This is a genomic window from Vibrio sp. 2132-1 (assembly GCF_033344315.1).
Genome location: NZ_JAWPON010000001.1, coordinates 399,379 through 411,800, shown reverse-complemented (window position 1 = coordinate 411,800; position 12,422 = coordinate 399,379). Strand labels below are relative to the sequence as shown.

13 protein-coding genes and 2 pseudogenes are annotated in these 12,422 nt (G+C 42.4%); 8 read left to right on the top strand and 7 right to left on the bottom strand.

Annotation, left to right across the window (positions count from 1 at the left end):
- The first annotated feature begins 76 nt into the window (after positions 1 to 76).
- The 3 genes from R8N47_RS01695 to R8N47_RS01685 all read left to right on the top strand — a co-directional run bounded on the left by R8N47_RS01695 (position 77) and on the right by R8N47_RS01685 (position 1,923).
- The gene (locus R8N47_RS01695) at positions 77 to 421 is read left to right on the top strand and encodes an EamA family transporter (protein ID WP_318070294.1); all 345 of its coding nucleotides are present in this window, start codon (positions 77 to 79) and stop codon (positions 419 to 421) included.
- Between the two features lie 195 nt (positions 422 to 616).
- Positions 617 to 1,078 carry a carboxymuconolactone decarboxylase family protein gene (locus tag R8N47_RS01690; protein ID WP_064354749.1) on the top strand — a complete coding sequence of 154 codons (462 nt, stop codon included), beginning with the start codon at positions 617 to 619 and terminating at the stop codon, positions 1,076 to 1,078.
- Positions 1,079 to 1,182: 104 nt separating this feature from the next.
- Complete coding sequence (locus R8N47_RS01685; RefSeq protein ID WP_198039120.1) at positions 1,183 to 1,923, top strand: helix-turn-helix domain-containing protein; 741 nt, start codon at positions 1,183 to 1,185, stop codon at positions 1,921 to 1,923.
- A gap of 119 nt (positions 1,924 to 2,042) precedes the next feature.
- Here R8N47_RS01685 and R8N47_RS01680 read toward each other — a convergent pair.
- Positions 2,043 to 2,195, bottom strand: a pseudogene (locus R8N47_RS01680) (YcxB family protein); the annotation flags it as partial.
- Positions 2,196 to 2,472: 277 nt separating this feature from the next.
- A pseudogene (locus R8N47_RS28825) lies at positions 2,473 to 2,628 on the bottom strand (hypothetical protein); the annotation flags it as partial.
- A 351-nt stretch (positions 2,629 to 2,979) separates the two neighbouring features.
- Here R8N47_RS28825 and R8N47_RS01675 point away from each other — a divergent pair.
- Together R8N47_RS01675 and R8N47_RS01670 are read left to right on the top strand one after the other, a co-directional pair.
- A complete protein-coding gene (locus tag R8N47_RS01675) occupies positions 2,980 to 3,528 on the top strand; it encodes a DUF6795 domain-containing protein (RefSeq protein ID WP_047104127.1) in 549 nt (182 codons plus the stop codon).
- A complete protein-coding gene (locus tag R8N47_RS01670; protein ID WP_033906522.1) occupies positions 3,528 to 4,724 on the top strand; it encodes a lipase family protein in 1,197 nt (398 codons plus the stop codon). Before R8N47_RS01675 ends, R8N47_RS01670 begins: the two co-directional genes overlap by 1 nt.
- A 310-nt stretch (positions 4,725 to 5,034) precedes the next feature.
- Here R8N47_RS01670 and R8N47_RS01665 read toward each other — a convergent pair whose 3' ends face one another.
- The 5 genes from R8N47_RS01665 to R8N47_RS01645 form a co-directional block, all read right to left on the bottom strand.
- Positions 5,035 to 5,205, bottom strand: coding sequence for a hypothetical protein (locus tag R8N47_RS01665; RefSeq protein WP_162564176.1), 171 nt, complete (start codon positions 5,203 to 5,205; stop codon positions 5,035 to 5,037).
- A gap of 344 nt (positions 5,206 to 5,549) precedes the next feature.
- Positions 5,550 to 6,044, bottom strand: coding sequence for a YcxB family protein (locus R8N47_RS01660; RefSeq protein ID WP_025767813.1), 495 nt, complete (start codon positions 6,042 to 6,044; stop codon positions 5,550 to 5,552).
- A gap of 223 nt (positions 6,045 to 6,267) precedes the next feature.
- Positions 6,268 to 6,528, bottom strand: a complete 261-nt coding sequence (locus R8N47_RS01655; protein ID WP_064354747.1) for a DUF5062 family protein — start codon at positions 6,526 to 6,528, stop codon at positions 6,268 to 6,270.
- Positions 6,529 to 6,610: 82 nt separating this feature from the next.
- The gene (locus R8N47_RS01650; protein ID WP_064354746.1) at positions 6,611 to 7,687 is read right to left on the bottom strand and encodes a threonine aldolase family protein; all 1,077 of its coding nucleotides are present in this window, start codon (positions 7,685 to 7,687) and stop codon (positions 6,611 to 6,613) included.
- A 137-nt stretch (positions 7,688 to 7,824) separates the two neighbouring features.
- A complete protein-coding gene (locus tag R8N47_RS01645) occupies positions 7,825 to 8,685 on the bottom strand; it encodes an immunity 49 family protein (protein ID WP_064354745.1) in 861 nt (286 codons plus the stop codon).
- A 356-nt stretch (positions 8,686 to 9,041) separates the two neighbouring features.
- Here R8N47_RS01645 and R8N47_RS01640 point away from each other — a divergent pair, with 356 nt between their 5' ends.
- From R8N47_RS01640 to R8N47_RS01630, 3 genes are all read left to right on the top strand, one after another.
- Positions 9,042 to 9,656 carry a PolC-type DNA polymerase III gene (locus tag R8N47_RS01640; protein WP_064354744.1) on the top strand — a complete coding sequence of 205 codons (615 nt, stop codon included), beginning with the start codon at positions 9,042 to 9,044 and terminating at the stop codon, positions 9,654 to 9,656.
- Between the two features lie 252 nt (positions 9,657 to 9,908).
- Positions 9,909 to 10,436 carry a DUF6795 domain-containing protein gene (locus R8N47_RS01635; RefSeq protein ID WP_064354743.1) on the top strand — a complete coding sequence of 176 codons (528 nt, stop codon included), beginning with the start codon at positions 9,909 to 9,911 and terminating at the stop codon, positions 10,434 to 10,436.
- A gap of 117 nt (positions 10,437 to 10,553) precedes the next feature.
- Positions 10,554 to 12,314, top strand: a complete 1,761-nt coding sequence (locus R8N47_RS01630; RefSeq protein ID WP_064354742.1) for an ABC transporter ATP-binding protein/permease — start codon at positions 10,554 to 10,556, stop codon at positions 12,312 to 12,314.
- Positions 12,315 to 12,422 lie beyond the last annotated feature (108 nt).

Here is a 12,422-nt window from a genome sequence, read left to right as displayed (position 1 = left end):
ACCATTTGATCACATGACAAGATGTGCATCTACCTTAAATTTATGATTTTTATCAAAATCATTAGGGGATTCCTCAGTGTTAAGTATTGGTGCCATTCAAATGGTCGCTATAGCGATGTACCACGGCGACTTTAGCCGTAGCTTAAATGCCATAACATTTAAAGACCTAGCATTAATAGCTTACATGAGCCTGTTTGGAACTTTGATTGCTTATTACTTTTGGATGAAAGGCGCTATCGTTCTTGGTCCAGATAAGATGTCTCCATTATTTAATATTATGCCGGTATTCACTCTACTGATTTCGTTCATTTCTGGTGAGCAGGCTCAATGGGAAAATGTTTTAGGCGTCTTTATCGTTGCGGCTGGTGTGTATATAGGTAACTCAGCACCTTTTGCTCGTTTACGGAAGGTGGTGGAGTAAAAATAGACGCCAACCTTAAGTCCATTATTTAGAGCAATACTTTGTTAATTGGCATAAGTTTTCTTGGTTTCCAATAGGTACACTTTTCGCTTTCGTCGTTCACTCTTTTATCTAACTTTATTGAGTACATGTCGAAAATCTTCAATCTTTTGCTAAGAGCGTTTTTTACTATGTAAAAAACAGAGGAGAATGACCATGAAAAAACGACTCGACTATATTGAAGTAGCGCCAAAAGCAATAGAAATCCTATACGCTCAGGAGGCTTACTTCCATGAACAATTTAGCCAATCAGAAACCATGAACATGATCATATGGGAACTGGTTAAGTTACGCATATCGCAAATCAATCAATGCGCATTTTGTATCGGCATGCATAGTAAAGATGCGCTTCAGTTAGGTGAAAAGCCGGAACGCATATGGGGGCTTAGTGCATGGAAAGATATGCCATTCTACAGCGATGCAGAACACGTTGCACTAGGCTGGGCTGAACTACTAACTGCTGGCCTACCAGTAGATGATGATACCTATCAGCTGACCTTGAATACCTTTGGAGAAGAAGCTATGGTCAACCTAACAATTGCGATCAACGCGATCAATAGTTGGAACCGAATAGTTAAGGCATTTAAGCCAAAGGTTGGAGTCTATAAACCTCGATAATTCTATTTGACGGTTCTTACTTGTAAGCCGCTGCTTATACCTCAACTTAATAGGATGAAAAGTACATGTGTATCACTTTCTCATTTAAGTTGAGGTTAAATAGGATGATTCATTTGAACTTAGAATTTGATATTTTAAAACCTCAAAAGGCTTTAGCTGGCTATGTTCAAGCCATTTGGTCAGCATCCGTCAAACCTGATACGACGCAAACCGTACATAAACAATTACTCAGTGATGCTGGTACAGGTGTGGTATTCATTTTACAGAATGAAGTACAAATGGATGGTGAGTGGCAAACGCCAGGGGTTGTCCTACTGCCTATAAGCATTCTGGCACATCAGGTCTGCCTACCGCCAGGCGCGGTGATGACTGGCGTACGCTTTCATCCTGCTGTTGGTTATCAACTATTTGGTAAACGTCTAGAACAGCTATTGCGGATTCAAGACGACCACCCTTTGGCTTCTTCTGCGCTAGCAACATTTGAGTCTCTGCAAACAGCGCGTTCGCCATATGCAAGGATTTCTACGTTATATCGCTGGGTTCAAACACTGATTGAGGAATATGAACCGCAGTATGTCGGCCACATTATTGACCAACCTACAGGGACCATCAGTCAGCGCCAGAGAGAGCGCAATTTTCAGAAATGGTTGGGGATTACTCCTAAACATTACCAACGCATTAAACGAGTGAAGCACACTTTAGAGCAACTCCGAGCGCAACCCGATCTTACTTTATCGGAGTTGGCGCTGGAGCAAGGTTTTTCCGATCAAGCACACATGACTAGAGAGTGTAAGCAGATTGCGCGCATGACACCGAAGCAGTATGTCCGAAAGAGAAACCTCTAAACCTTATTAGCTTTCTACATCAAACCCCATTGATTCAGAACCGACCATATACTTGTTACAATGTTCGATCATATATCACCTACTTTTTCGAGCGCTCATTCCAGCTTGATGTGAGTTGGTTAGCTCGCTTTTGATGCCGCGTGCCGCTCTACCATAAACGCGATCACTTCTTCGTTTAAGCAAGATTTGCTGATGTATTGGCGTTGTTTACCAAGGTGAAGGATAAAGCCCAAATCAGTTTGTTCGAGTTGGTCGATTTCATTGATAGCTAGGTAGAGTTGGTAATCATGCTGTTCAACACAGCCACAGTATTCAGTGCCTCGGTCAGTCAAAATTCTCAGTATTAGCATAGGTCGAGCTCCAACGTTGAAGTATTCTCTCTGGGTGCTTTTCTAAGGTTGTTAGGACTTTTCTTACTGGCTCTAGTCAACTAAAGCTTGTGCTTGCTTATCTGTCATCGGACTCTCAACATCCTTTAACACCGCCCAACGAAGAGCTTTTTGCGTGCCATTGTTTTCGAGCGTCATCAACAGCTCGTGTAAATAAATGCACTACATGGAACCAGTCGAGAGTAACATTCGCTTTCGGAAGCTCATCTTTGACACCACTCCAACCTGCCCAGGCACATCGATGAGCTTTATAGTGAACTCGAGGTATTTTCGCTGTGATATAGCAATGGTGCTGAAAAAGTTGAGATGGCGCCATGTTTTATCGGTTATAAAAAAACAACCATCTGCGCGGTGGCTATTGTTAACTGATCTTCATGATAAGAATTCAGAATGAGACAACGAGTATGCAAGCTTACGAAATGGACGTGGATAAGTACTTTAACGAATAGCTCGGTATTTTTTGCCAGAGGGAGTCTACTTATGTTTAACCCATGAAAGTAATAGACATGTCATTTACATTATTTTTTAAAGTATGCCTAGATATAAGCTTTGACATGACTTATTTTTGAGAATTGGGGCGGTCCTAGGCTAGCACTTGAGAGCATTAGGACATAGTATCGTCTCACGCGTGGATATGGGTTGACCTATGTACAATATTGGTAAACAAATGACTAAAATACTGGTTTCCCTTATGAGTGCCACAATATTATTGCTCTCAACAGGTTGTAACGCAGATATGTTTAATTTCTTCAAATCAAAAAAGTTTCAATACATACTTAGCTCAGAGATCACTGGTCGCTTATACTTAGACGGGAAAGCGTTTACTAGCGAGGTAGTTTATCTACACACGGCTTTTTCTAAAAACCGTTATATCACCGAGACAATTACGTCAGAAAATGGTTATTTTCATTTCGAACCTACATACCACTATCAGACGTTTAAAGAACCTGCCCTTCATGAATCCTCTAGCTACATTGGTATTTACATTTTTGTAGATGGCAAAAAATACTACTTACTAGAGACTCGCTTTTCTGACGTGAAACCCTATGAATTTATTTCAGATAATCTTCTTGATTTAAGTTGTGAGATTAATTCGGACGAATATCGTTACTTTTTTAAAAATAAATTTGTTGAGAATGGCCTCGATCTTGAAATTATTAGTAGGTGTGATTTGAAAGGATTTTCTGAAAAAATATTACTAAATAAGGACACGTAATGGCAAAGTTAACACCAAAAATGGCTTCAGAAATAGCGGATATTCCTTACAAAGCTTATGAAAATAATGGCCGTTTTATCATGCCGGGCAAAAACAGTTTTTCAAATCACTTTTCTTTTTCTGAAGATGATGTATTTGATGGTTTTACAGGCGGTGTAGCGGGTTTATCCAATGTACCGGTATTGCGTAAAGTTATCCCTGGCTTGATGAGAACTTCAGAGGCGTTTGCAGTGGTTGGCACTGGTAAAGGTTCTACATTTGAGAATGAAATTGTCATTTCAATTCGAGGAACACAAAATGCTAATGACTGGATCACAAATGCGAATATAGGGGTGAAAGGATCACCAAACGGTTCGCCCGCTCATGCTGGTTTCAACAATTGTTTTCAAAGTCTTAGCCCCAAGTTGAAGCAGTATATTATGCAGATGAATCCTAAACCAAAACGTATACATTGCGTTGGGCACAGCTTAGGTGGAGCACTCGCATCACTTTGCGCTGATTGGGTGCGTAATGAGATGAAGGTCAGAACCACCTTATACACCTTTGGCGCTCCTAGAGTTGGTCTGGAAGCATACGCACGCTCATCGGAAAAGCTAAACGATGGTGTTTATCGATGTACGCATGGTGCTGATCCTGTACCAAAAATACCGCTTTGGCCATTTATTCATGCTCCAATCTCAACAGGCGAGTACCGCTTGGACTCTGGCACTGGGTTAAGCATATCAGCCCATTTGATGGCAAGAAACAAAAATCCGGGTTACTTAAACACTGCTTCCTCGGATTCTTGGGGAGCGTTGAAGAGGAAATCGAATGACCACTTATTTACCCCTATCCGTCTAAAGTATGAGCAACGAAATCAAGCTTCTTTTTCGGAGTATTGGGCCGATAGAATACAGGGCGCACTTATCACCTATTTGAAAGATGTGGCTCTTTTGTCAACGGTAACGATTCAAGCAGGCGTGATTGCTGGCTTGACCTTTTATGATTGGCTTTCAAGAAAGCTAGAAGCCGTTGCTAAATCATCTAAGCGCAATGAAGAGCAACTAAAAGGCTTATTAGGCCATATGCTTGTTTTTGCCGGTCACTATGGGACCATAGTTGAGGATCTATCCGCCCGATTCATTAGATGGGTTTTCGAAAGAACCATTGGACGACTAGTCAGAGTATCTAAACAAGCGATATCGTTGCTAAGTTAACCTAACCATTGCAATGGCATAGTAACGTGAATGCTTAGTTAGAGGTGAACTCGTCACCTCATAAGTTAACTGGTGACATTGACATAACGCCGCTAAATGGGATTCTTATTAAGCACTTTTTAGATGAAACTTTCTAACCAAATCGGGTCGCGATTTATCAAAACGAATTTGAAAATAATGAATTTTTCACTATTTTCAAATTCGTGATTAGGAGCCAAAATGTAGGTTTACAGTTTCAACTGTTTTTGGATTTCTGTTGGAAAAGTAACTTAAACAATTGACATTAAATAGATTTAATGGGAAATGGCTCTTACAAAACCCGAACTGCGCCCCCTTCCAAGCTGATGATGATGTAGGTTCGATTCTCGCTGTACACTCCATTCTCATAGGCTACTTTACCTAAAGCTTCGAACGCCTCCCATGGGGCTCGAATCGCAATTCCATGGATAGCCCCCTCAAATCGAATAAGTTTCTTCCGCATAGAAGTTACCTTTAGACGCATAAGTCCAACACTGGCCACATGAACTTTATTAGGGAAAACCCAACAAACTAACGAATGTCAAACCTTTGCCGAACATAGTAATCGAGCAAAAATGCTCTAGAAGTTGGCGTCATCACTGTAGGCTCACAATAAACTATCTCATTGTCACTTTTTTGGTTCAGTTTACACACTAACTCCGCAGCACACTTAAGGAGTCCATATACTGGAAAGACGCAACCAGAAACACCGAGTGTAGTGGTTCAGATTTTGAGCCTGAATCAGAGCTACCCCATAAGCATCAAACCCTAAGATCAAAAAAGCAAACCCACGGACTCGCTTTTTTGTTAGCTCGCTTTTGATGCCGCGTGCTGCTCTACCATAAACGCGATCACTTCTTCGTTTAAGCAAGATTTGCTGATGTATTGGCGTTGTTTACCAAGGTGAAGGATAAAGCCCAAATCAGTTTGTTCGAGTTGGTCGATATCATTCCAAGCGAGGCTGCGGTCAACTTTACCGCTTTTGTAGCGTACGCCATCTGCATTCACTTCAAACACCACTTTACTGCCGCGACTTGAGCTGATGGTTTGACGCCACAGCCACCAAGTTCTTTTGAAGTAAACGCTGCACGCTTCAATCACACTCAATACGATAAAGAACCAACCGACGTAACCGTTAGGTAGCAGTTCAAACTCCAATAAAACCACACCAAAGATAAGAAACAGCATCCCTTTTAGGTACGCTTGTGGGAACTTCGTTGGCTGGCTAGTTTGATCATAACACTCAGCAAAGAAAGGTTTGTCGAGTATGTATTCTGTAGTGAATTCGAAATCTTTAGACATGTATGGTTACTTCAAGGCTTCTGTAAATGAGTAATCTTGGTTGCACTCTCGCAACACCTGCATTGTAGCGCTTCTCGGGATTTATCTTTAGTCCTTTTGATTTTGTTTTGTAAATCAATGATACCGCCACGCCAAAAGACCTCGGTGCACTCGCCAAGATCAAACAAGGCGAACCATTTGGCTCGCCTAGTTAATTAATGACCTATATGACTTATGAGGTTTTCTACTTTAGAGGGTCGTTGTCTGGCAATGCACTGTGTATCCAGACTGCCAGTCGGTGTTTGATGCTTGCGCCGTCTAGCTTGCTTTCCGGTAATGGGGTGATCTGTTTGGCATCAACCAAGAATAGGTAAATCGCTTTTACTCTTAGAGGTTGTGGTGACTGAGGAAGGTCAAAGCCTTGTAGCTTCGCCATCTTCCCACCAATATCTAGTGCCTTCTTAACCAGTTTGTCTTCATTGTGAAGTTTGGAGCTTTTTGACATTGATAAATCCTCTTCTTCGCTTCAATTAAGAATACATGAAGTGTCACGTATGGCGTGTTAGTAAGCTCGCATATTGATAAGTTTATGCCTTCTTACCGAGTAACTGATTGAAAAACGACCTTAATTCGTCATCACCAAGATTGAGCAGGTAGTCACCAACATACCATTCAACAATCGATTGATTTGGATGTGCCGTGACTTGCGGGTTACCAAACCAAATGCCCTTTTCCGTGGCAAACGTGTATTGGAGTTCTTTCAACTCTTCACAGCTAAATGGCAGGATAAGGTGCAACATGTTTGCTTGAGGCTGGGTTGGTCTTACCGCCAAAGGTGGGAACTCTTCAATGATCCTGTAGATCTGTTTTGTTCGCTCAAATAGAACCGGCATTTGTGACAACCTTTCATCAAACTGCATTGCCGCAGACACCACATAAGGTGTTCTGTGATACAGGTTGCCACCTTGCCGCTTCATCCACAATGAAGCCAGTTCAATGAACGACTTTGAGCCAAGCAACATAGATCCACCCATGCCGTTGATGCCTTTGTAAAGTGAAACATAGGTCGTATCAAAACCAGCGGCGATCTCGCGGTATTCTTTCTGATAGTAAGCTGCGGTTTCCCAAAGTCTTGCGCCATCCATATGGAGATGAATTTTGTTTTCGGCGCAGTACGCTTTGATTTCTTCCAGTTCTTGCCATGAAGGTAGCTGACCACCAATTTCTCGCATCGGGAGTTCATAAAGAACGGCTGCGATTTCATCCGGCCAAGCAGTGAGATCCTCAAGCTTCCATGTTTGATAAGGGTTCCCTACTGGCAAAATACTAAAGCGATGTTGAAGCTGATAGCCTTGTTTTTCATGCACCGGAATATGGCTAGATGCGTGCATAGCGATAATAGGATTACGCTTTTGCCTTGTAACGATTTCGAGCACCGTTGGCTGCGTCATCGTCCCTGTTACAACAAAAAGCCCTGCCTCGTAACCTAGCAGATCGGCAACCTTTTGCTCGAACGCTTGAATCGTTTCTCCCTCACCGTAGACATCGTGATTGACGTTGTTTTCTTCGCACCACTTTGCCATTTTCACAAAGTGTTCGGCTGGAGAATCTTCTTTATTACCAGGGAGATGGGTATGACAAAGCTGTTTTAGGTGGGCACTCATTGTTCTGTCCTTTGAATCAAAGTTTCAACAATGTAACTTGTTAAAACGGAGGCGTAAACTGCATTTTCGCGATGCATTTTCTGCTTACGCTTCCATGCTGAACCTCCGATTGGACATAGATTTAACTTAAGAGTGATTTACGCAGAACGAAGATCATGCTCACCGTAAACAAGCCATTTCGGTAAATATGCGGCTTCTGGAATCGTCCAGCCATACTTATCGTATGCTAATGCAGCAAGACCAGTCAGTTTCAAAGAAACATTTCCTTTTGGCGAATAGCGAACATCTTCATTCATGTAGAACTGGTAATGCGCCTCTAACGCATCCCTCAGTGCCTCTTGATAATGTGCCTCATCGCCATCGATAATGGCAACAAACACATTCACAAATGGAATAAACAAAGAGTGTACATATGGCACTCTGGTTGATTCTAAGTATTGCGGGGAGGATTTCTCCATCACAGTTTGCAATAACTCTGGTAACGCTGATGAATTGCTAAATACACCGTTAACGAACTCGACTAGCGCAACATCGAATGGATCTTTTAAACGCACTAACGACTCATCCATGATGGTCATCAGCTCTACGCAGCGCCAATCTCTCGCGGCCATCGCTAAACAGATTTCATCCAACCAAGCATCCATCGTTCCCCCTGCAATAGAACGGTTACCTACTTCCGAAAAATGTCGGTGCCCAACGGAGAATTCAACCACTTTGTCTGAATGATTGGCCAGCAAGTACACGTTATTCAGTAACTCAAGCGCTCTTTTTATATAAGCTGGCGAGGCCTGATGTTGTCCATATTTTGAAGCAGTAAAAAATGCCTGAAGCGAATCCCAAGCATCGCCTTTCATTCTTTTAAGAGGTTGCTTATAAAAAGATTGTTTTTCATCAAGCATTCTTTCCCAGAAGCTGTAGAAATCTTCATCTTCTTCACGAAAAATACGCAATTTTCTTTCTTCAGGTATCTCTAAATAATGATTCTTCATTGGTTCCATCGTTCCCTAGCCTCTCATTATAAGTTGTTCTAATTTTTTGCCGTGATGATATTCATACTCAAAATCAAGCCGTGAATGATGCCGAAGTTGATTTATAAAATCAATTTATAATCAGTATGTTGTATCGAAAGTTAATGCTTAATTGAAATGAATCGAAAAGCCGAAAAACATTTGAAATATAAGGCTACCGCACAAGCCGCGATGGGTAAGCCAGAACGTACCTGTCCATAAACAGTGGACGACGAACACTGACTTTGTGGAGTAAAGATAGACATATATTCACCATTGTGTTCGCCTTTCTTTTTCTGTCGCTTTCGATAATACTCTTGCGCAATATTACTCAGCTGGAAAATTTTATGCCTCAAGCAAACTCTGTGGTCGTACTCGACTTTGAAACCACAGGTCTCTCTCCTACTTTAGGTGATCGCGCAATAGAAATTGGTGCAGTAAAGTTAGTCAGTGGCGAGGTTGTCGATAGTTTTCAGCAACTCATGAATCCCGGTTTCAGAGTGAGTTCTTTCATTGAGAACTACACCGGTATTACCAACAATATGTTGCGTTCGGCACCAAGCTGCGAAGAGGTAATGGCGTCATTTAGTGAGTTCATTGCTGGCGAGAACCTTATCGCTCACAACGCGTCCTTCGATAAACGATTTTTAGATGCAGAGCTTGAACGAATCAACTGTGGTTATTCGGGTGAGTTTGCTTGCTCCTTACTGGTAGCAAGACGGCTCATTCAAGAAGCCCCATCACATAAGCTAGGTGAACTTGTTCGCTATAAAAATATCGACAACGACGGTGTTTTCCACCGTGCACTAGCCGATGCGCAAATGACAGCCAAGCTTTGGCTCTTAATGGTCGAAGGGATAGAAAACTCAGGCGTCGAAAAACCAAGTTTTCAGTTGATGCAAACGGTCAGTAAAACAGCTAAAGGAAAAGTCGACCTGCTACTCGCCAAAAGCCGTGCGTAACACCCTCCGAACTAAAAGCGGATTCTAGTCTCTTCGACGTTTAAGTGATTTTCGATATACATGCGATATTGGCTATATCTGTCAATATCGCAGTGCTTCTTATTCAAAACAAAGATCGCCTGGGTCACTCTATCCTCCAAAACTTCTAAAAAAATCGTGAATGATGTCTCACCGATTTAGATACTCGCTATAGTCACTCGAGACAATACGCAACAATTCGAGGTGTATTCACTGACTACTGATTTGTAAGCGATGATCAACAACGTTTTTCTGTTCTTAGAACAGTTTGCAGCTTTACTCATACTCGTACTGATTTCTGTTTTTGCTGTTGGCTTTTTATTTTTTGGTAAGGAAGCTCAAGAGTTTACACCAAGCATAAAAGGACGTATTACGAAGAACGATACCCCCATAAAGAATGCAAATGTAGTACTTACCATTCGGTCAGAAAATCGTTCTTTCGAACGTAGCTTCACCACGAATACAAATGGGGAATTCAAGTTTGATCCTGTTTTCAGAAAAAGGAATAAAGTTCTAAGTATTTTCGACGGTCTATTTCAAACAATATGCAGTGTAGAAGTGACCACAACCGTTGCCAATCAAAAGGTTGTTATTTGGAAAGGAATTTTCAGGCATCATGTCATCGGTATGAAGGAAAGAGTAAATATGTCTAATTTAAACTGCGAAGCCACCAACCCCATCAGAAAGTTTGAATTTCAATCCCATGGGGATTCCGTAAGTAGTCAATGTGACTTAAGTGATTACTTAAAAGTAAACAGATAGAGTAATGTTTACTCTATCAAACTCCTCAACTTCCTGATCCGAAAGCGGTAGTTCGCTGGTCTCATCAACCAAACTGGCTTACTATGCCAGGTACCTAAAACGCTTTGTGAGTCACTCATGAGCAGAAAAAATAACAAAAATCTCAGCATTCTTCTTAAACTCAGCACCTTTATTGCACCTTATAAATGGCGGGTTGCGGCGGCCTTGGTTGCCCTTGTCGCGACAGCAAGTTTGACGTTATCCGTTGGCTATGGAGTGCGCATTCTTATCGACCAAGGCTTTGCTCAGCAATCATTGCAAGAGCTCACCAATGCGATTCAGTTTATTGTCGGTGTCACATTGTGTATTGCCATTGGGACTTTCTTTCGCTTTTACCTTGTCTCTGCCGTAGGTGAGCGCGTTAGTGCGGATATTCGCCTTGCGGTGTTTAACCATGTGATTACGCTGCATCCGAGCTATTTTGAGACTAACAGTAGTGGCGACATAATGTCGCGCCTGACTACCGATACCACATTGCTGCAAAGCATTATTGGTTCATCGTTCTCGATGGCGATGCGTAGCGCTTTGATGTGTTTTGGTGCCATCATTATGTTATTCGCTACCAACGTTAAGCTCACGCTGATTGTGCTTGCTTCTGTGCCTTTGGTTTTGGTGCCAATTTTGTTTTATGGACGACGCGTGCGTACTCTCTCTCGCCAAAGTCAGGACTCAATGGCCGATGTCGGAAGCTACGCTGGAGAAGCGATAGAACATATTAAAACCGTGCAAAGTTTTAGCTCAGAGTCGCATGAACGAGCGGCTTTCGCTGTCGAGGTGGAAAAAGCTTATGAAGTAGGCAGACAGAGAGTAAAACAGCGCGCGATCCTGATATCAGGCGTTATTGTGATTGTGTTCAGCGCGATTTCAGGCATGCTTTGGATAGGCGGCAGCGATGTGATTCACGGAAAAATGTCTGCGGGTGACCTAGCCGCATTTGTGTTTTATGCCATTATGGTTGCCTCATCGACTGCAACCATTTCCGAAGTCATGGGTGAATTGCAAAGAGCCGCAGGTGCTACCGAACGGCTGATTGAGATCCTTCAAGTAGACAGTGATATTAAAGCGCCAAGCAACTATTTGCCTGTCCGTTCCGACATGCCTGCTGAGGTTAACTTTAATTCGGTGAGTTTCAACTACCCTTCTCGACCAAATCAACCAGCAATCAAAGAATTAAATCTAACTGCTGAACAAGGAAAAGTGTTGGCGTTGGTCGGCCCTTCTGGTGCCGGTAAAACAACACTATTCGAACTGCTGCAACGCTTTTATGATCCGCAAAAAGGGCAAGTGTTGTTTGGTGGTGAAGATATTCGACAGTTCGATCCAAACGAGCTTCGACGTCAAATGGCGCTCGTACCACAACAACCAGCGCTGTTTAGCCATGATGTTTTCCATAATATTCGCTACGGTAATCCTGAAGCGACGGATGAACAAGTTATCGAAGCCGCGAAAAAAGCCCATGCCCATGAGTTTATTGAGAAGCTTCCCGAGGGCTATCACAGCTTTTTAGGGGAGCGCGGCGTTAGGCTATCGGGCGGACAAAAGCAGCGCATTGCGATTGCTCGCGCGATTCTAAAAGATCCAAAAATCTTACTGCTAGACGAAGCTACCAGCGCCCTTGATAGTGAAAGTGAACATCACGTTCAACAAGCACTTGAAGCTCTAATGAAAGGACGCACAACGCTAATTATTGCTCATCGTCTTTCGACTATCCAACATGCGGATAAAATTGCGGTGCTCGACAATGGCGAGTTAGTCGATGTCGGTAACCACCAATCATTAATGCAAAGCTGTGAGTTGTATCAGCGACTTGTGGCATTGCAATTTAAGCACTTGGAGTAACGCCTAGTTAAGCGTTCAAAAGTAAGCAAAGGCGGACCAAATAATTTAATAACAGGAGTTTAACGATGTTTTTGTGTCAGTCCAGCGAGCCTTGGCGAGACTAAGAAT